This window comes from Flavobacterium sp. AK-345, assembly GCF_058310175.1.
The window spans coordinates 252,422-273,912 of sequence record NZ_JBZEER010000006.1 but is presented as its reverse complement, the minus strand read 5'-3'; the positions used below and the strand labels follow the sequence as shown (position 1 = coordinate 273,912).

The 21,491-nt window shown below is 32.2% G+C and carries 11 protein-coding genes and 1 tRNA gene; 6 read left to right on the top strand and 6 right to left on the bottom strand.

Features of this window, described 5'->3' with window-relative positions:
• Positions 1-3: 3 nt before the first annotated feature.
• From AC4FQ3_RS13515 to AC4FQ3_RS13490, 6 genes are all read left to right on the top strand, one after another.
• Positions 4-894 carry a hypothetical protein gene (locus AC4FQ3_RS13515; protein WP_491182181.1) on the top strand — a complete coding sequence of 297 codons (891 nt, stop codon included), beginning with the start codon at positions 4-6 and terminating at the stop codon, positions 892-894.
• A 40-nt stretch (positions 895-934) separates the two neighbouring features.
• Positions 935-1,756, top strand: a complete 822-nt coding sequence (locus AC4FQ3_RS13510; protein ID WP_491182180.1) for a peptidoglycan-binding protein — start codon at positions 935-937, stop codon at positions 1,754-1,756.
• A 3-nt stretch (positions 1,757-1,759) separates the two neighbouring features.
• Positions 1,760-3,064 carry an ATP-binding protein gene (locus AC4FQ3_RS13505; RefSeq protein WP_491182179.1) on the top strand — a complete coding sequence of 435 codons (1,305 nt, stop codon included), beginning with the start codon at positions 1,760-1,762 and terminating at the stop codon, positions 3,062-3,064.
• Between the two features lie 131 nt (positions 3,065-3,195).
• A complete protein-coding gene (locus tag AC4FQ3_RS13500; protein ID WP_491182178.1) occupies positions 3,196-4,722 on the top strand; it encodes an ArnT family glycosyltransferase in 1,527 nt (508 codons plus the stop codon).
• Positions 4,722-5,258 (top strand): DUF4269 domain-containing protein, encoded by a 537-nt coding sequence (locus tag AC4FQ3_RS13495; RefSeq protein WP_491182177.1) that lies wholly within the window; start codon positions 4,722-4,724, stop codon positions 5,256-5,258. Before AC4FQ3_RS13500 ends, AC4FQ3_RS13495 begins: the two co-directional genes overlap by 1 nt.
• A gap of 127 nt (positions 5,259-5,385) precedes the next feature.
• Positions 5,386-5,458: transfer RNA gene (locus AC4FQ3_RS13490), tRNA-Met, on the top strand.
• Between the two features lie 483 nt (positions 5,459-5,941).
• Here the strand turns inward: AC4FQ3_RS13490 and AC4FQ3_RS13485 are convergent.
• From AC4FQ3_RS13485 to AC4FQ3_RS13460, 6 genes are all read right to left on the bottom strand, one after another.
• Positions 5,942-10,639: a hypothetical protein gene (locus AC4FQ3_RS13485; protein ID WP_491182176.1), complete on the bottom strand. Its 4,698-nt coding sequence runs from the start codon at positions 10,637-10,639 to the stop codon at positions 5,942-5,944.
• Between the two features lie 114 nt (positions 10,640-10,753).
• Entirely contained in the window at positions 10,754-13,216 is a 2,463-nt protein-coding gene (locus tag AC4FQ3_RS13480) for a TonB-dependent receptor (RefSeq protein ID WP_491182175.1), read from the bottom strand.
• Positions 13,217-13,223: 7 nt separating this feature from the next.
• On the bottom strand, positions 13,224-14,567 hold the full coding sequence (locus AC4FQ3_RS13475; protein WP_491182174.1) for a PKD domain-containing protein: 1,344 nt from the start codon (positions 14,565-14,567) through the stop codon (positions 13,224-13,226).
• Between the two features lie 79 nt (positions 14,568-14,646).
• Positions 14,647-15,945: an IPT/TIG domain-containing protein gene (locus tag AC4FQ3_RS13470; RefSeq protein ID WP_491182173.1), complete on the bottom strand. Its 1,299-nt coding sequence runs from the start codon at positions 15,943-15,945 to the stop codon at positions 14,647-14,649.
• A 23-nt stretch (positions 15,946-15,968) separates the two neighbouring features.
• Positions 15,969-16,814 carry a hypothetical protein gene (locus AC4FQ3_RS13465; RefSeq protein WP_491182172.1) on the bottom strand — a complete coding sequence of 282 codons (846 nt, stop codon included), beginning with the start codon at positions 16,812-16,814 and terminating at the stop codon, positions 15,969-15,971.
• Positions 16,815-17,687: 873 nt separating this feature from the next.
• Complete coding sequence (locus tag AC4FQ3_RS13460) at positions 17,688-21,491, bottom strand: fibronectin type III domain-containing protein (protein WP_491182171.1); 3,804 nt, start codon at positions 21,489-21,491, stop codon at positions 17,688-17,690.

The following is a 21,491-nucleotide window of genomic DNA, read 5'->3' as shown; positions in this document are numbered from 1 at the left end:
AAAATGTTTTACAAAATTGAATTTCCCGTATTCTCATTTGATATTAATGGAGCGGATTTAATTGCAATCATCTATCAAAGTAATGGAAAAAATGAGTTGACAATTAGGGATCTAAAACTAAACAAAGAATTATTTTTTTATCCTTTAGAAACCTCTGTGTTACATGTAAAAATACGATTTTTAAATACTGAAAAAGCAGTTTGTTTTGATGGCAATAAAATAATATTTATTGATTTCATTAAAAATAACATTTCTACAATCAAACACGATATTGACAACTGTACGATTATTAAAGACAGAATAATTGCTATTTCAACAAAAGGCGAAATTTTTATAATAAACTCAAACAAAGAAATTTCTGTATTGGGTTTAATTGATAATTATGTTTCAACAAAAGAAATTTATTCATCTCAATTAATTGATTTTTCATACGAAGAAGGCAATGTTATTATTGCTTGTAACTCTGAATTTTACTTCATAAATCATATAACTCCTAATTCAGTTCTAATAAAATTTGATTTGAAAAATATGGGTAAAGTAAAATACATCACCATTGGCAATTCATTAGATTTTATAGGATGTATCGTTGAAGAGCATAACAAATTGATTTCCCTGTCAAAAAACAAATCTAATCTCATATCAAACGACTTTTTAGACATTCGAAATTGTGCCTGCATTAAAATTATTGAAAAAACAGACTGTATTATTATCGCATCCAATGTAGGATATCTTTCCATTCTAAATATGAAATCATTATCACTCATTTATTCCGAAAAAAAACATTCCAACACAATAAGGGATTTAAAATTTGATAATGACTGCATTTATACCTCTGGTGATGATGGATTAATTGTTAAAACCGATATAGATAAATTAGATTTAAAAAAAGCATAATCAGATAGAAACTATTTTGAACATTTAAAACAATAAAGTCATGCAAAAAACATCCTACCAAAAAGAGCTGCTTATAAAAGCAACACAACAAAAAAAAGGAGTGAATAACAACAAAAAAGACGTTGAAAAAATTCAGTCCTGGCTAAATTTATTTGCTATACAAAATCCAGAATCAGGAACCGCAACCGGAATTGATGGTGATTTTGGTCCGGCGACAGAAAAAGCAGTCCTTAATTTTCAAAGAGTTAACAACCTACCGCAAAACGGAATTGTAGATCAAAAAGTTTTTGACATACTTGTATCTCCTCTTAAAAATGCTTTTGAAAATTCAGTATCAGGCAATAATTTGAGAGAATTAGTACTGAATACAGCCAAAAACCATCTTAAAAATCACCCTTTCGAACTTGTCATCAACAACCAAAGCAATACGGGTCCATGGGTGCGAAGTTATATGGACGGTCATGAAGGATCTGAATGGTTTTGGTGCATGGGATTTGTTCAGGCGATAATTGATCAGGCGGCTTCTGTTCAGGGAAAAAATTTCAAAACCCTGATGCCTTTAACTTATAGCTGTGATACTGTTGGCGTAACCGGAATTCAGAAAAAAATAGTAACTCGTTTTCAAACGGCAAGAACCAATCCGGCTTTGATAAAACCTGCAGATATATTTCTGATTCAAAAAACAACAAACGACTGGTTTCATACCGGAATTGTAACTGCTGTTAATGGCGATTTAATTGAAACAATTGAAGGTAATACCAATAGTGACGGTTCGCATAACGGAAATGCTGTAATGAACAGAATCAGAAATTACAAACAATCAAAAATAGATTTTTTCTCAATCGAATCTTTAGTCGCATAAAAGATGGAAAACTTAATCACACACTTAAAAAACCAATTTGTATTTCAGCTTGACCAACTTTTTAAGGCAGAAAGTCCTATGGAAAAACCCGTTTCAACACAACAGGGTTCTGATGGATTTATCAGCGAATTTATTATCGAAAATAACCTGACTGAAACGGATATTCTTTTACTGGTTTTGGCACTTATTCCGCATATTAAACCCGATTTTTTAAGTTCTATTATTGCCGAGTATTTACCTAACGGAGGCGAATTACCCGAGTTTGGCGGTATAAAAACAAAAAATCACCGCGGAATCCTGCCAACCGGAGAAACAGCACAATTTTTAATCGCAGGAAATGATCTCGAAAACCGAATGTCATTTTACAATTACTTACACAATGAGTCCTTTTTGTATCAAAAAAGAATTATCAAAATAGAAACTGTTCCATATGGTGAGCCTAAACTAAGCGGCTTGCTAATTTTAGAAGACGAATACATCGAAAAATTCATAACCGGAAAAATTTTAAAACCTCAGCTTAGCAGCATTTTTCCTGCTCAATTAATCGAAACCCAATTAGAATGGGAAGATCTGATACTTAATTCCTCCACTTTAAATCAAATTAAGGAAATAGAAACCTGGCTCAAATTCAACGAAATTTTACTTCACGAATGGGATATGAAAGCCAAGATAAAACCAGGTTTCAGAGTCATGTTTCACGGTGCGCCGGGAACCGGAAAAACACTTACGGCTTCCCTACTTGGAAAATACACCAAAAGAGATGTATACCGAATTGATTTATCTACAGTGATTTCAAAATACATTGGTGAAACCGAAAAAAATCTTTCTTCTCTTTTTGACAAAGCCGCTGATAAAGAATGGATTCTCTTTTTTGATGAAGCGGACGCCGTTTTCGGAAAAAGAACAAATGTTAGGGATGCGCACGATAAATACGCTAACCAGGAAGTTTCGTATTTGCTGCAGCGTATTGAAAATCATCCCGGATTGGTAATTTTGGCTTCTAATTTTAAAACAAATATTGATACAGCTTTCACCAGACGATTTCAATCTATTATTGAGTTTGAAGTACCTTCTTATAGCGAACGCTTAAAACTTTGGCAAAATAATTTACCAAAAGGAATTAGAATTGCTGAAGATGTAAATCTTAATGAGATTTCAAAAAAATACGACATTACTGGCGCTAATATTGTCAATATCATTCAATATGCCTGTTTGAGAACATTAGAAGATGAGAACGAAAGTATCAACCTTGATCACTTGCTTCAGGGGATTAAAAAAGAATATGCAAAAGAAGGAAAAATGATGTAAACCAAATTTAGTACAAATTATTGTTTGATTTATTACTGCAAAATTCTGGTTTTAGTTTCGGTTTAAAATAAATTATATATTAGCTAAAGAAATTAAAACCAAAAACTTTAGTCATAAAAACCAAACGCTCAATGACCAAAAAAACCATAATTTTAATCGGATTTATAATTTTAAAATTTGCTTTACAATATTTATTATTAAGCCCTGAATATGATTTGCAGCGTGACGAATACCTACATCTCGATCAGGCACATCATTTAGCCTGGGGTTATTTGTCGGTTCCACCAGTAACTTCCTGGTTTTCATATCTTATTTTTTTGCTTGGAAATTCTGTTTTTTGGGTCAAATTCTTCCCTGCCCTTTTTGGAGTTTTAACGCTCATAGTCGTCTGGAAAACTATTGAAGTTCTTAAAGGAAATTTATATGCTTTAGTTTTAGGTGCAACTTGTATTTTGTTTTCATCATTATTGCGAATTAATATGCTTTATCAGCCCAATTCACTAGATGTTTTGTGTTGGACAACTTTTTATTATGCTGTTATTCAATATATCACAACCGAGGAAAAAAAATGGTTTTATATTGGTGCTGTCATTTTTGCTTTTGGTTTTTTAAATAAATACAACATTCTTTTTCTGCTTATTGGTCTTTTCCCGGCACTATTACTTTCTGAACAAAGAAAAATATTCACCGAAAAAAAGCTTTATTTAGCCTTGATTTTAGGATTGATATTAATTCTGCCGAATCTTTTATGGCAATACAACAATCATTTCCCTATTGTGCATCATATGAAGGAATTGGCCGAAACACAATTGGTCAATGTAGATCGTTTAGGATTTCTTAAAGAACAATTATTATTTTTTATTGGTGCATTATTAGTGATTTTTTCATCGTTATATTCTTTGTTATTCTTCAAACCTTTTAAAAAATATAAATTTTTCTTTGCATCAATTATTTTCACACTAGCGGTCTTTTTATACTTTAAGGCAAAAGCTTATTATGCAATTGGTTTATATCCAATTTATATCGCCTTTGGATCTGTTTTTCTTTCCGAAATTTTAAAAACAGGCTTGAAGCGTTATTTGCAGCCCGTATTTATTCTGATTCCGTTGTTGCTTTTTATTCCGATGTACAATTTAGCTTTTCCAAATAAAAGTCCGGAATATATAGTTGGACATCCGGAGAAATATAAAAAACTGGGAATGCTTCGCTGGGAAGATGGAAAAGATCATAAATTGCCACAAGATTTTGCCGATATGTTGGGCTGGAAAGAACTTGCCCGCAAAACAGATTCTATTTATGCCAAACTTCCAAATCCCGGGAAAACCCTCGTACTTTGTGACAATTATGGTCAGGCTGGCGCGATTAATTATTATACAAAAAAGAGAATTAAAGCTGTTTCTTTCAACGCCGATTATGTAAACTGGTTTAATCTTGATGTACAATATAAAAACCTAATCAGAATTAAGGAATTTGAGGAAAACAATATCGAATTGAAAGAAACAAGTCCTTATTTTGAAAATTCAAAAATTACAGGCGAAATTACTAATCCAAACGCCCGTGAATACAAAACCACAATTTTTGTTTTCACCAATGCTAAGGTCAATATTAATAAAAAGATAGAACAGGAAATTAAAGAAGAAAAAAATTATAGTAAATAATGACAGACTTTACCAAGATAGAATATTTAAAAAATGGGAATCAAAAACAGGTTCTGGCTTATAAAATACTGTCAGAGTACAAAGTCTTAGCAAACATTGCCGAATTTGACCCCATTTTAGTTGGAACCATTCCGATAAATATTGATATCGAAAACAGCGATCTTGACATTATTTGTTACTGGAAAAACAAACCAGATTTTATTGAAAAATTGGAGTCTTTTTTTGGAAATAAAAATGAATTAACAATTAGAGAAACAACAATTGACAATGAAGAAACAGTCATCGCAAATTTTAAAATAGAGCGTTTTGAAATTGAAATCTTTGGACAAAATATTCCCACCAAAAATCAAAACGGTTATAAACATATGATTATAGAACATGAGATTTTGCAGTCTAAAGGTGATAAATTTAGATTAGAAATTATTAAACTCAAACAAAAAGGTTACAAAACCGAACCGGCTTTTGGTTTTTTATTAGGCTTAAAAGACAATCCATACCAAGAATTACTAAATTACAAAATTGATTCTGCCTCTTAAATCACTTTGAAAAAAAACACAAACAGCTGTATGTTAATGAGTTATTAAATTTAATAGTACTTAAAAAAATATTTTCAATTTTTCTTTGGATAACCGTATATACTGCTTATCTTTGCACCCGAAACATCGCGGGATAGAGCAGTAGGCAGCTCGTCGGGCTCATAACCCGAAGGTCACAGGTTCGAGTCCTGTTCCCGCTACTAAATAAAAAACACCACTTGAAAAAGATGGTGTTTTTTTCGTTTATAGCACTTTGTATTATGGAAGAATTTGTTGTTATATTCTCTTTTCTGAAAAATTCAATAAAAACTATACTGGCTTTACTTTTTAATAGAAAGATTCAAATCCCATGATTTTCTTGAAACAATCTGGATCTTTTTGGTTTTGATTCACATTATTTTATTAATATCTGGCTCATAAGCATATTTTCAGCTTTACTTCCCCTTGCATAGCTTTTACAAATATATCTTTGATTACCTGACTTTAATTTCGCCATATTTTTATCATTTTTTTAATTTCACCAACACATCCAACACCAAGATCGGTTTGAAACACTTTATCGATTTAAGAACATTATAAAATAAAAAAACAACCCGAAGGTTGTTTTTAATTATAAATCATTGATTGAGAATATTATCTAATATCAAAATGTTTAGATATATCACCAAATTTAACTCAAATCATTATCTAAAATTATTATTGTTTTTATATTTATAGACAAACTCGTTCGACTGTTTATCTCCCGGAAGATTGTACTTCATTACTATTTCATAGTTTCCATAGCGCATAAAGAGAAAACTAGCACCCATAAAACGTTTGGCAATTGAATCGGCACTTGCATCTCCATTAACATAAGCGTTAATAATTTGGTTGTTTAAATCAACCCAATCCTGTTTGTAAAGCAATGGCATATTATATTTAAATGGAAAATTCCCTTTTGTCCATGCCTGGTTCACATTATTCTCTATGCTGGACATGTAATATGCATTAAGCGGAATTGCTTTTGCAGGAATAACGCCCAACTCTTCTGTATCTCTATTGTTGATAGAAAAATTACCATTTAGCGGATAATCTTTATATAAGTACGGGAATATATCAGCATTATAATACTCATCATTTAATTTAGACTGCGCAATTATTAAAGCTTTATTATCACTATAAGTAGCTCCTTGCAACTCAGTCAAATCAAATGCTTCCTGACTTGAAATAGTGTTAGTCAGATAAATAACATCTGAGTACAAAACTCCAAAATTGTAATTTTGCGTGTTTATCGCATTCATTTTAGAATTGAATGTTTTGTATTTACTTGTATTAAATGAGTAAGTTAAACGTTCAATACTACCTTCTGCTTTTGATAATGCATCAGCTTGATTTTCTTTTATCTGTATATCATTTCCATCTTCGCTAATTGTATTTGTTTTTGTTGCTGCTGTAGTATTTTTTTGTGCAGCTTGTTTCAAATTACTTACTATAGAAAAGTTGTATTTTTTGTCCTGGTTAATATTTGGCAAATCATAATAAATTTCATTTGAGCCGGTATTATAATTAAAAGCTGTTGCCTTTGAATTAGAGGTTCCGTCTTCATCTACTTTGATACTGGTTTCCCAGCTGCCATCTTCAAACAAGTAATCCTGACCACGCTTAAGTTGAATATAACCTTTTGGATATTCTTCTTCCAGAAAATATTTTTGATCTACAACAGGATAAGAATACTTAACGTTTGTAAGCGGAATATGATTAGGTGCACCACCTGTTGTAAAGAGTCTTTCTTCATATTCTGTTGCTACCTTTCCATCGACTTTTATAGGTTGAAAAACGCCATTTATCATCTTTTGAAAACTAACTTCAACCTGAACTTTAAGTCCTTTATTTGGTGGCAAAATGTCTGATGATACAAAACTAACTTTATCTTTCATTGTTCCCCATTCGAAAACACCTGGAATCTCTGTAGCTCCATCAAAAACCTTGAATTTTTCTAATATTACTTTATAGGTCACATCTCCTGCATCTTCAGGAATTACAAAAGCTTCGTTTACTTTCATTGAAAAAGCAGCTTGTGGTACAGCAAAGACATCTACATCAGTTGAACTTTGTTTTGGAGTTACATCTGTTATCAATTTAAGTCCTCCTAATGGAGATGCATTTTCAAACTGACATTCCTCTCCTAGTTCAAATTTAAAACGGAATTTTCCTTTTATTAATCCTCCAAGAATATTCATGTTTCCGGCCACATAACCTCGCATCCAAACCGGATTTGGTAATTTTGCCTGTAATAAAACTGCAGCTCCTCCTGAGATAATTGGAACTTTGAATTTTAAAAATGATAGTTTAACTCTAATACCTAATTCACCCTGCAGATAAGCATAAGATTGTCCGTTAGCATACCATCCGTTTATACCTACCTGATCTCCTGTATTAGAACATCTTGCTTCCTGATAATCTTTAAGCATAATATCGAATCCCATTCCTGCCTGAAAACGGGCATAAAAAAGCAAGAAACTTAAATCTCCGGTATCAAAATCTAAGCTGGCACCAAAGGCTAAACCACCTCCATTTGCCAAAGCATTTTCGTCACGCATATAATCTAATTCCTGAGCATCAACGCCTAAAATTTGCGCAACAATCGCAGGCGGCGGCGGACTTCCCGGAAGAACTGTTCCAGCCATAAAGTAACTTGTTGTTTTTAAGAACATTCCGGCTACCCCTATTTTAATACCACATCTGTCATCTGGTGTTCCCATATACATGTACCAGTCTTTTGGATCTTTATGGAAAACTCCCCAAACTGCTCGTCCTCCCGGTCCTATTCCTGAAAGGAAATTACCTGGCGTATTAATATATACATCTGTTGTAGCATGCATCGAATTATTTTCAAAATCAAATTCAATAGCCGCTGCCATCTTTATTCCTACCGCTGCTGATAAATCTCCGGGAATAGCTTCTTTAGCTTCCGGAATATATTTACTGGCAAAAGAACCTTTAAGATCACTATCTGTAACTCCTAAGAAACTTTTCTTTGATGTAACATTTGAAGACACTTTGGTCATTAAGTCGGTAACATTTTTTAGCCCCGGTATTTTGGCCATAACATTGGCTTTACCAAAAATGGCTAATCTGTTTATCCCTCCTTTTGAATTAAAAGCCATTTCAAATCCGGCTTCACCATCACAAACAGTTTCTGAACCAACACTAAAATAAATCAAGGCTTTAAGTCCTAAACTTATTTTTTCATCAGGAGTGTAACTAAGCCCTGACAGTGAAAAATCACCTATGGATAAATCTTGATTTCTTCTCATTTTATAATAAGCTCCTCCTCCAAAACCATTAATCATAAATGGTGATGGTACAGGAGGCCATTTAACAGCAGAATCAAAATACCAGTATCTAAAAGTAGAGCGCCCAAAAATAGCTTTAGCCTGCACATTAACAACTCCCGCAACATCAACCACCAGATCTGCATTGAATCCATCTCCATATACGGGATCTTTTTCCATCAGGATAAGACCTCCTTTAATGGTTAATCCGCTAAACTCACAATTAATATTAATGGCAGATAAATCCAAACCATCGTATCGGCTTCGCTGTCTGTATCCGTCATCATACATTTTACCTTTTATACCAATTCTGGCTGTGGCACCGGCACCAATACTTTCCATCAGATTAATTCCTAAATCAAAATCGATTCGGGAATTATCTCCATTAATGGCGACGTTTATATTTCCAATTGAAACAGGGAAATTACCAAAAGCAACTGTGCCTTTATAGCCCATATTTCGAACTGAAATAATAGGTGAAACGGTTTGCAATTGTAAATTCTCAAAAGAAATCCCTTTAAAATCAACTGTTTTTTTTCCTTCAACATCCTTTTCATCAGATGCTCCTTTATTAGTTCCGAAAGTAACTGTTCCGTTTAAATTGGCTTTTGGCAAAAATTTTCCGTTAACCAATTTTAATTCCACAGAACTATTAGGTAATAACAGGGCTTTTGCTTTCCAGATATCAAAAGCTATAGAATCTTTTGTAACAACAATTAATTGCTGTTCTTCCATGGAAATAAAACCATTATAAGCCAAACCTGCTCTATTTGTTTGGGCTGGTTTCGCCGGAGTTGTTGCTGTATTTGCTGTTCCAGTAGCTGGTGTTGTAGTAGTTGGTGTTGCAGCAGCGGCTGTGGTTTCTTTCTTTTCCGGCGTTGCTTTACTTATTGGCAAAAGAATCTGACCGCTCAAATTTGCTTTTACAAAAGTATTGGCGGCGATTGTTACATCAATATGGTCCAGAGAATAAGCCCACGATTTTTCCTGACTTGTGATACCGCGATCGAGTGGAAAAACATTATCTGCATAAAAAGTTCCCGAAACTCCATATTTATCTATAATAAGATTTTGTGCTCCTACATGAAGTCTTTCTTTACTTGATGCAGTATCAGTAGTTTGAAATTCTTTTGGCAGACCTACATCAAAAGTTTGAATGAACACACCTTTCCAGGCTTCCTGACTTGGCACTAAAAGTGCGTTTTTTGCATAATATTCAGGAAATATTACGGTCGGATCGTTTTTTAAATCACTTAAATCTAAAACTGCATTACTGACTAAAAACTGAAAATTACCTTCAAAATCCTTACCGTTTCGTTTGTCTTTTAATGTAAAAGGCTGCAAGCTTACATTCACCAAAATATCATTCCAACTACTTGCCATAAAGCTAAACTCTCCTCTAACCCTATTTGGTATTTGAACAGTTTTTCCGTTATAATAGGTTTTTGGAACTGTAATCTTTGCTTCGTCTACAGTTTTAGTTACAGGATCAATTGGTAATATAAGATTTCTTGAAAACTCTACTGCTCCAGAAATTTTCATTTCTTTAAAACCGTCGCAGTCAATCGTTACATACGTTAAATCCTTAACATCTCCGGTTGCCATTTCAAAACCTCCATATAGAGACACTTGCCATTTATTATCGCTAAACGGAATATCTACATTGCCCAGTAATACCAATTTAGCTTCGCCCATAATACCTCCCTGATGCGATAATTTTACATTATCAGCACCAAAAAACAATTGCATTGGCTCCCCATTTTTGTCTTTTTGCGGAATATCAACTCGACAAAAAACAGTTAAAGTGGTATATTCCGGTGAAAAAACAGCTTTGGTAATCCCGATAGAATACTGAACATTGTTTACTGTATTTCGAATTCCGATTGGTAATTCTACCAAATCCTGATTCGAAAATTTATCTACCCAGCGATCAGAAGCTTCTATTTTTTCAATAGCGCTCGAAGCTGCACCTGCTTCTTTTGGGGCTGCAAGATCCTGCCCGTAAGAAAAGACAACTGAAAGTAAAATAAATAATACCGATAGATGTATTTTGTAAAATTTTTTCATAAGCAAATAATCATATTTTTTTGTAAATGAAGCATAATAACTTCTCTATATTTTAAGCCTGACTTCTATTGAAACGATTCTAAAACCCTTCTTATAAAAAAGAGCAATATCCTTTTAATTAATCTTTAAATATTTAAATTCAACTTCATCATCTTTGACATTTTTAAGGGCTAAATCATGATAAAAAGGAATTAATTTGATTTTTAATTCTTCAATTACTTCTGTATCTGTTTTTTTCTCTTTCATCATTTTAAAGAATTGATTAAGTTCTTGTTTATTAAAATTTGAAAGATTTTCATTTTGGTGAATTTCAGCTGCAGGCGTATTCGCCAATATTGAAATTTCATTAATCATCCATCTATGAACTAATAAAGGCTGTAATTTTTTATTTTTTCGCTCAACTAATTTTAAATACGATTTATAACTTGTTTTATCTGTTATATCTTCTTCATTTACACCGTGTAGTTTATGTTTATTCACTCTTCCAAGCGCCATAACATAATCATTTTCAAAACCTTCATCTTTTCGATTCATTTCTTCTCGTAAACTTTTTACAGTTTCAAGAATATAATTGTTGTACTTGTCTAAGATGTCATTATTTAAATCATATGCTTTTAAATAAGTCAAAGCTTTTTCTTTAAAACTTTCATCATCAGGAGTCAAAGTTGTAAGGGTCAGTAAATGCTGCAATTCATCTGAATCTTCCTTTGGAATTGGTCTTAAAGCAAGCTGGAGATCCTGTAATTGCTTTATGATTTCATCTCTGGTTCCCTGATATGTCTTTTCTTTATAATTTATTTTTAAAACAGGATTTAAAACAATTTCCTTTTCTTTTTTAGGTTCTTTTTTTGCCGGTAATTTTACTTTATCAATTGAGTATGCGTAATTGAATGTAGCTGTTAAATCATTAAATTTCTGAGTATTTGTACTGCTTCTAAACATCGAAATAATATTCATACTAAAATTATGTTGGTCTAGCAGCGTATAGCTATTATTGAACTTAATCCCAAAAACAGAACTCGAATTCATATCTCCCTGAGAATTATTATACAGAAATCCCAAATTAGTATTTAGCTTGTCTTTAAATAACTTCTTTGAGGCTCCAACTGAAGCTCCGGTTGAGGAACTATTGTTTATACCCACTTGATTATTAGTGTAATTAAGTGAACTGTTTAAACCTACTTTCATCTCAATAAAATTTATCGAATGTGCTAAATTATAATTTTGAACGGTACTTGCCTGACCTCTGCGTATCACTCCTCCCTGCTCATTTGCCTGACCAGCAATACTATAATTGAAATTTAAATTTTGATTTCTTTTGCTTCCAAAAGCATAAGACATATTTACATTTGCATTTTGCGACAATTGTCTATAATCTAAAGTATCGGATACTACTACATTTGGGTTGTTTATGAGTTCAAACTGATCCAGCTTTTTATTTGTGTAAGTTGAAAAATTAGAATAACTACCCGTAATATTAATTTGATCTGTTACTCTATAATTCATGTTAATGGAACCAACAACACGCTTGGTATCCTGCTTTTTTTCTTTCGCTAAATCGTCTCTTTGAAATCCTAAACTGGTCGATACCGTAATTTTATCCTGATAAAAGGGACGCGAAAAACGCAGCGCTATATTCTCTAAATCGTTATTAAAATATAATGCACCTAATGTATTGTAATTAGGATCTATACGCTCATAAGTTAGTCCTACAATGCTTTTTTGAATATTATAATCAAAATTTACATTTAATGCGTTCATAAAACTTGTACTTTCTTTACTGGAAAATAACTTATCTCTAAAATTTCCACCAGAAAGGGTATTACTTCTGGTATCATCGGTTAGAACAGACAAAGCATATTCAACATTTAAATTTAAATTTTTGATTACAGATGTACTAAAAGTCAAACTGTTTACAAAATTTTCTTTTGGTGTTACTCCTTTGTCAGTAACCATTGTTAGTGAATTAACATCGTCTTTGGCGTAAAACCCAATCCAGCCAAGTTTATATCTTTCTTTTTCAAAACCTATTTTTGCTCCGTAACCAAAACGTTGGTATACCGGAATTCCGCCTAAAGCTTCTTCTTCTGAAACTGCTTTTAATAATTGCCCTCCCATTAAGGTTATTTTAAAAGGGCTTTGCGGAGTAAGTTCTAAACCAACTCCTTTAAACGGAAAACCACTTAATGTATAAGGCGAAAAAGTCATACTTACATTGCCTATATAAGCTTTTACCCACTTATATTTTGGCATAATACTTAATCTGTTAAAATCAAATGGGGCTGTATAACCTAAGTTATTTCCCTGATTGGTAATACTATAAAATAACGGAACGCTAAAATTAAAAGCACTAATATTTAAATTTCCTGATAACAAATAAGTAAAAGGCTCACGTGAATTTTGCGTATCAGCATTAGATGTATAATACATCATATTCGCATTCACATTTCCTGTTACTTTAAAATTTGGCTTATAAAAATTCTCTAAATCTACATCTTGAGCATATCCCTTCCTGCAAAAACAACAGGCAAAAACAATACATAACCAAAACAAGATCTTCTTATTCTCTCTCTTCATTTATTGGTTATTGTTTTTGTACTTTGATGTCACATAAAATATAAGAACCTGCTCCGTTCTTAACCATATCTTTAATTTTTATGGCTCCTTTTCTTCCGTCTTGTGTTTTAAATAAAATGATTCTTGGGTAGATCAAACCAAACTGCTGTTCTCCCGCAGCGCTGTAACTTATGTTTAAAGATTTTATTGGACTGTCATTTACCATAGCGTCAAACTGCGATTCTGTGAAATTTAACCCACAGTTACACAAATTTTGAGAGTTTATAAAAATGGTACTTTGAGCATTTTGCAATGACAAAAATCCATAATTATTGGCCTGATCCGGAGATATAAATCTATTATAAGTAAAATTGCTGTTTAATCCCTGAAAAACGATATCTATAAGACCACTATTTTGGTCGTTTATTTCATTTGCTTTGTAAACCTGTCTCGTTACTGTCGAGAACATGGCACCAATATTATTGTTGTTATGTGCCGAATTTATTCCTAATTTAATATTAGTTAATGTGCGCAAATTAGTATCTGGTAAAACCGTAATAGTCGATTTAAAAATTTGGCTTGTTTTGTCATTAAAGGCTTCTAAAGTAACTTCATGGCTACCAGCACTTGTAAAAACAACTTTAGGATTTTCTTCTGTTGAAATAGATGGATTTCCACCTTCAAAACTCCATTTATAACTTGTTGCACTAATTGATTTATTAGCAAAATTAATGGTTACGGGAGCCTCATTATCATCGTCTTCAAAATTTGGTTCATACGAAAACAGGCTCACTAAATAAGGAGCAACAGTTATGGTTTGAGTTTGTTTTTCTGACTCAAAACCATTTGAAACAGTTAGTGTTATAAGATGATCACCTGGAGTTGTAAACACCACATTTGGAGGAGTTTTACCTGTAAAAGTTGCTGGAACTCCATCCTGAAAATCCCATTTAAAAGTTAATCCTTCTCCAATAGTAGCGTTCTTTAAAACTACCTCAACCGGAGAGTAATTGCTTTTTATAATTTCATGGGTAAAGTCAATATTAATTCCCTCTTTTATTACTACACTTTTACTAAATTCTTTACGTTCTCCGTCTACATTTGTAGCTATTAATTTAATGGTATAAGTTCCTTGCTTTTTATATAATACTTCACCCGGATTTTTTGCAGACGAAATAGCGGGATCACCACCTTCAAATGTCCATTCGTAAGTATCTGCTCCGGTAATTTTATTATCAATTTTAATAATGACAGGTATTGATTCATCTTCGTTGGCATACGAAGTCGTAAAATCACCCTCTATGACTATAGCGGTTTCCTGGTAACAAGAAGTAATAACAATAAATAAGAGTAAGAGTAAAGTTTTTTTCATTCAATTTATTTTAAAACATTACAGCTTTTTTAAGGCTGTAATGTTTTTTATATTATATAAAATTTCTACTGCTAAAAAATTACAAATAGCGTTTGATTATTTTATCTGTAGAAATAGCCCAAACAACATTGTTTTTATAACTTATTCCTCTAATAGATTGGTCATGTGTATAATCCAGAATCCACGAAACTCCGCCATCTGTAGTTTTGTAAATTTTATTTTCTAAAACTGCCCAACCTGTATTAGCATCTTTAAAAGTAAATTTTGTAAATTTTTCTCCGGTATAAACTTTACTCCAAGTATCACCTCCATTTATTGTTTTGTATATTGATGAATTACCTATTAAAAGAAAACCATTTATCTTGTCGGCAAAAGACACTTCAGCTACAAATGAATTTGGTTCATTTATCAAATAATGCTCTTTCCAACCGTCTGTTTCATTATTTTTAAATAAAATGAAAGGATAATATATTTTTCCAACTGTTTTTTGACCAGCAGCCCAAATATGATTGTTATCAATTTCAGCAGATCTGCTTATAGATCCATCCTCATATCCTTCATCCTTAAAATGGGCATCATAAACTTGCGAAAAATCTACTCCATTAGTCGTTGTATAAACATCTCCTTTTAGAGAAATAATTGTTCCATTTTTCATATCAGAATCAACATAAACAGAGTAATAACTCCCCCCTTTTGCTGTCTCGATAAAATCCATTGTTGAGGAGCCTCCAACTGGTACTTTTTGAATCCAAAAGGATGTATCAGCCCAGCCTTCGTCATTTTTAGTAGCAGAAAAAGCACCAGAAAACCCAGTTCTTCCCCATTCTTTAAACGTAATACCTCCATCTAATGTTCTGTACACTCCACTTCCACCATAATCTGCCATAGAATAATACATGATTTTATCATTAAAAATCTGCATATTATAAATTTTACTATCTTTTTTTAGAACATTTTCCATTGTAAACCATTCCGAAATTGAAGCCTTAGGTAAAATACCTATATTCCCTTGGTAATCATTCTTAACTTCGTTGCTAACTGTTCTATTCTCAATTGTCAAAGATAATTTTGGTACTAACTTTTCAGTAGCTGGTAATTTGAATACAATTTCATTAGCTGTCGATGAAACAATTGTTGCTGCAACACCATCAAAAGTTATTGTGATATCGCTTATTTTATCTGAAAAATTTTCGCCGTAAATACTAATTGTTTCCCCAGTTTCCCCTGAATTTTTAGAATATGATGTTGCTTTTGCTGTTTTTATGATAACAACAGGCGGTTCTGGAGTTGGCTCTGAATCACTTCCTGAATCTGAGCTACAACCGTTTAGAACTAAAAAAAGTTGTAATACCGCTACTAATAAAATTCTCTTTTTCATTTTTCTTTTTTATATATTCTTAATTATTTTTTCTCCAAAGATGGACTTCCTAAAGTATAACCGTTACCTACTAATACCCTTGCGATATTCATAGCCGTAATATCTTTACTCATTTTATATCCTATAGGATTACCTCTATTATCAAAAGTAGCTTTTAGAACTTTTTTATCGAATGTAATCAGCTCCTGATTTAAAAATTTATCATAACCTGAAACCATTCCTGCTTTTGCAAACCATGTCGCTATCAGATAACCATCTAAGTCAGTAACTTCGTATTTTAACTCTCCGTTTGTAGAAGGTGAAGTCATTTTGATATACCCAATTTTTTTATCATCTGGATCTTGATTTTTTGCCTTTACGCTATAAATAACACCTGTATCATCAATTGCTAACTGATAGGTATCTGCCAGGCTGTTTGCTTTGTCAATATCACCTTGGACTCCCAATTTTTTTGCGGCTATACCTGCTGATGGTCCATTAATAAAACTTTCAATTGTTTCTTTATTTAAACCTTCTGCAGTAATATAATTTCTGTCAAACAGTTCATAAATAATACTTCTGTCATAATTAAAGGCACTGAATTTTCTGCTCTTATTCTTAAATTCTAATTCGTTTGACTTTCCTGTAGCTTCATCTTTAAGTTCAATCCACGGAAGGTCCATTGAAGTATCGTTAGGAACACTCTTTAACTCAGCTGTCACGTGATAACTTTTATCTAAATTGTAAATTTTAAAAATTGGTTTTTTACCTTCTATGTAACCAATTATTTTTTCATCGAGTTTAATTTCTCCTTTATCGATTTTTATTTTTTGTGCAAAACTGCAAGTGCTTATTAGCACAATTAGTAGGGTCAAAATGTTTTTTTTCATAGTGTTTATTCTTCTATTTATCTTTTGTTTTTGAAAGTTCTATTTACTTTCGATATTGATAATTTTTAATTATCAATAATTTTTTTTATTTGTCTTATATCATATCTTAAATGGTTAATATTAAGCGCGCTAAGTTAATAAATTTTGTAAGATAAATACTGCTTTTTATCACAACCTCATTATTTTCTCGCTGCGTTCAAGAATATTTTGCTCTAAACGCTATTAACTAGAATGCTATTTAACAATTTTTTGATGAGGTATTAATAATCCATGCCGTGCGAAGTCTCCCACTTCATTTCCTCTCCAATCTATTACAAAATTGTATTTATTTTATTTCAATGAACATTTTTTTTACAATCTATATCTTACTTTATTTTAACAAGAAAGATGTATGCGCAAGCGGGAGATTACCATCAAGCTCTAATCGTCTACATTCTCAAACATTAACTATTTTCTCCTTTTATATATTTTCGATAATATTTCAATATATATAATGGAAAAAAGGCAAGCATAATAGGTAAAAAAATAGAAAAAAAGGCATTCGGAAACTTAAATAGCATAATTTCAATGAGTATAATAATAAAATAAGAAATAACCGGAATTATAAAAAAATGTTTCTTTTCATTTTCTTTATCAAAATAGATAAATACAGAAGAGCAAAATAAAAGAGAGTATAAAAAAAGATTTAGAAAAAAAATTATTAATTCTCCTTTAGTTCTAACGTTTCCTTCGAAATGCAAATTTGTAAAAAATAATATCAACAGAAAACCTATTATGTAATTAAACATTATGAAAAAACCAGATTTATATGAGATATAAACTAGAAAAATAAGAAGACTGACTTGAATTAGATTACTTAGCATATTTATATATTTAATCAATTGTTATTACAAAAGCCTCAGTAGTATTATATGAATTTGGTATGCCTGCACCTTGTGAAGCAAATATTGAACTATTCACAACTAATCTTTTAGTTCTCGTAACTTTTATCTTATTTGCTGGAATCCCTTCTTCTGTAAGATATTTAATTGTGAATTCTGTTGCATCGATAGCTACTTTTTCGTAATTTGTAATAACCGCTGCATCAACTGACGCAAGAAATCTACCATCAGCATAAAACAAAGGAATGTAAAATCTTTTTTGTTTACGAAACTTGGTTATTTCATAATCTATGATACCTTTCATCGAACATTTATTTTTCACAACAAATCTTGTCATTTTCTTAAAAGTTTCCAAATTCAATTTGGAACTATCAAGCTTGAACTTCTCAGAAATTAGCCATGCTAAATTTTGAACATAAAATAAGTACCAATCAGTTCTTAAATAAATCATATCAGGATACCCCCCATCTGAATTAAAATGATCCGTTGTAGGACCATTTGTTCCATACATTATAAAATCTGAAGTTGAATTTTTTAAATAAATATCCTTCAAGACTGCTTTTAAAGTTTTCCCTTGAAAAATAACCCTTTGATGTATTTCATTGTCAAGGAAATCAAATCCATATTTGTTAAGATAATAATTAAAAAATTTTATCCACGGTTTTACATTATAAGACAAACTTGCACCTTCGTCCATTTTCCATGCAGCCATGTATTTTTGTTTTGTGATTGAATCCATACCTTTTAAATCAGCTGTCTCTTTAACATCATCTGGTACTAAGTTATTAATTTTTGTATGAGCATAAGTATCTCCAAATCGATGTAAAAGTTCTCCCAGTTGTTCAACATCGCTTGTAGGAGTATTTAAAAATTTTATTGCAGTCAAAAATTCTTCAATCCCATGAAATCCACCAGTTAATGAATGAATATCTTGTTGTGGTCCACCAGGATGTCCCCAAGTATCATTTAACTCAAATTTCGTTTCACTATGAATTGTAGTATCTGGTGCTTCCGTTGCCCTGGCCAACTCCATAGCTTTGTCAGGATTCATACCCATCATAAGAGAAACTAAATACACTGTAGAATAATGCCCATCCGTTTCGTATTGTCCCTCACTATCCCCTTGAAATAAATACAATTTAAATTTAGGGTCATTAATTTGTTTCCAGTCATTATGCCAAAGCTTTGAACCATTATTATAATCCATTAAAAAATCAGTTTTTCTTTCGTCATTTTTATTTGTAAACGGATGTTCTAATCCAAAAATACCATGGCCTAATTCATGTGCCGCTATTGCTTTATTATCAGTATTAAAAACATACCCAAATTGCCCTTTTAAAGGCATAAAACCTTGAATATTTGACTTATTTGAAGAAAGGTCAGAGTATACCAAATAATAAGCATCTTGCTTATAATCTTTTAATTTTTTTACTAAATCATTAATCTTTTGTTGCTCATCAGTATACGTTTCAAAAAAATCACTGTCACCAACTTCAATCTTTTTATCCGCATCAGTGTAATCAATTTTTTCAGACCTGATAATATTCAATTTTATACCTGCTTTACTATATATAACATTTAAGTCATTTTCAGCAGTGGATGGAATTTGAGTATTTTTATTCAATGGTACTAATACTAAATTCACTTCTTTCTGTGAAATATGCACCAACATAAAAGCTCCAATAACTTTCCATTTATCTCCTTGTTTTATTGTTGCTAATATTTGCTCTTCGGCATAACTAAAGCTTCCTTTTACAGTTAGTTCAAAAACTTTAGCATTTCTTTTAAAGTCTATTTTAGCACCGTTTTGGGTTTTAAAAACAATACTGTCCAATTTTACATTGGTATCTGTTACTGTTACTGTAGCTAACATTATATCAGTATTCCCATTTAAAACTGCTTTGTAAGGCAATACTACGTCGCCTACTTTTTTGTATAAGTTTTGTACATCAACAGGTGCTTTCTCCGGCATTACATCAAAAGCATATTTACTTCCATTGCCAGAAAATGCAATTGAAATTCCTTTGGCAGTAAATGCTGTCGCCTGACCGTTTTTATCTACTCCATCTGTATTTTCAGGAGTTGGCTTTCCTCCCTGAGCAAATTCAGTACCTTGATTGCTGCCATTTCCACTGCTATCTACGTTATAAACTTTAGGCGGAATGTCATTTCCTTCAGCATCTTTTCCTCCACTATCTGTGATAACTGTATCTTTTCCTCCGGGAATGGTTACTTGCTGTCCATCAATACCATTTACAAGTATATCACCATTGGCATTAATAACGATATCTTTTATTATAAACGGAACAGTTTCTTCGATCTGTCCTCCTTGACCTTCACCAGTAAAATCTTCAACATCAGCAATATTTTTCCAATCAGGATTATAGCTTGTCTCAACAACACCGCTAATCAACTGATAATCTGTATTTATCAAAATATTTTTAAACTCTACCGCAATTTTGGTATCTGCTAAGTAAGGTACAATGATATAACCTCGTCCTGAATACGGGCTATGTTGTTCTTCTAACTGTAAAACAGTAACCGGAAAATCTCCAGCTTTAAAGGTTTCACTTTGAATTAAGTTATCCAGTACTTTTTGATTCTGAATATTAATTTGAGGAACAATACCGCAATTATATGCCGGAACTCCACTGGTTTCAGTAGGTGTTGTAAAAGTGTTTATTCCTGAATACGTAAATGACTGAACGCCTTCGCTTACAGGGTCGCAACTTGAGCCTACTCTAAACTGATAGGTAACACCTGGTTCTAAATTGGTGATTAAAGTTTGTTTATTTAAACTGTTTGATGAAAACCACTGCGCGTTGCGAACATCTTGCTTTTTGTATTGTACCTGATAGCGCGTATGTTCAGGCACTCCTTCCCAAGTGATTTTTACACTTTTAGAACTCTGAGATTCACTTAATAAAAAGGTCGGAGCAGCACAGGAAGCCGTGTACTTAAAAGAATATATCTCGCTATAGCCATCATTTTTAAAGACTGCATTCTCTGAAAGTCCGGTAGTCGATATAGCTCTTACACGCCATGCGTATCGCAGGCCTGGAGTAAGAATTGGCATGCTTAAATTATACAACAAAGCGGTTCCGAAAAGTGTTTCCTCGTATAAAATGGGAGACATTTGAAACCCAATTTGAGGATCTAAGGTTGGATCGATTAGCTGTTTTAATTCGAATTTATACGATATATTGGTCGCATTTATTTGACGTGGCGTCCAGGTAAATAAAATATTCGGAAATTCTGTCGACGCAATTTGCTCGTTTTTTTGTGGCGTATTTAATAATGGCGGATCATTTAAAATCAGATATAAACTGGCACAACTTTTCTGTGAGATCTTTTGGTTGGTTAAAAAATCATACATCTCAAAACAAAAATTGTACATTCCTTCCGGCAATGGATTAGCATATTGAGCCGGAGAAATTCCCTGTAGATTTTCTAATCTAAAAAGGGCGGAAATATCGGTATTGGTCAGCGTTTGTAATTCGCCTCCATTTATAAAAATAGGTCGTTGTCCTTGTATAAAATCACTACTCTGTATATTAAGTCCGTTGCCTTGTATGTATAATTTTAAACGTACCTGCCTTTGCGATATAGAAATATCGGTAGGATTTATCAGCAACTGCATTTTAGTATCCATACTAGTCGCATAATCTGATATTTTGACGCTGTACGGACTATTAAAAACAGGTGTTAACTGAACTGGATATAATTGCGCATATCCGGTTACACTAAAAAACAGAAAGAGAACAAATAAATGTATGTTATTGAAAAGGTTTTTCAT

Coding starts and splice junctions, on each gene's coding strand:
- AC4FQ3_RS13515 (WP_491182181.1), top strand. CDS start 4: ATGTTTTACAAAATTGAATTTCCCGTATTCTCATTTGATATTAATGGA.
- AC4FQ3_RS13510 (WP_491182180.1), top strand. CDS start 935: ATGCAAAAAACATCCTACCAAAAAGAGCTGCTTATAAAAGCAACACAA.
- AC4FQ3_RS13505 (WP_491182179.1), top strand. CDS start 1,760: ATGGAAAACTTAATCACACACTTAAAAAACCAATTTGTATTTCAGCTT.
- AC4FQ3_RS13500 (WP_491182178.1), top strand. CDS start 3,196: ATGACCAAAAAAACCATAATTTTAATCGGATTTATAATTTTAAAATTT.
- AC4FQ3_RS13495 (WP_491182177.1), top strand. CDS start 4,722: ATGACAGACTTTACCAAGATAGAATATTTAAAAAATGGGAATCAAAAA.
- AC4FQ3_RS13485 (WP_491182176.1), bottom strand. CDS start 10,639: ATGAAAAAATTTTACAAAATACATCTATCGGTATTATTTATTTTACTT.
- AC4FQ3_RS13480 (WP_491182175.1), bottom strand. CDS start 13,216: ATGAAGAGAGAGAATAAGAAGATCTTGTTTTGGTTATGTATTGTTTTT.
- AC4FQ3_RS13475 (WP_491182174.1), bottom strand. CDS start 14,567: ATGAAAAAAACTTTACTCTTACTCTTATTTATTGTTATTACTTCTTGT.
- AC4FQ3_RS13470 (WP_491182173.1), bottom strand. CDS start 15,945: ATGAAAAAGAGAATTTTATTAGTAGCGGTATTACAACTTTTTTTAGTT.
- AC4FQ3_RS13465 (WP_491182172.1), bottom strand. CDS start 16,814: ATGAAAAAAAACATTTTGACCCTACTAATTGTGCTAATAAGCACTTGC.
- AC4FQ3_RS13460 (WP_491182171.1), bottom strand. CDS start 21,491: ATGAAAAACCTTTTCAATAACATACATTTATTTGTTCTCTTTCTGTTT.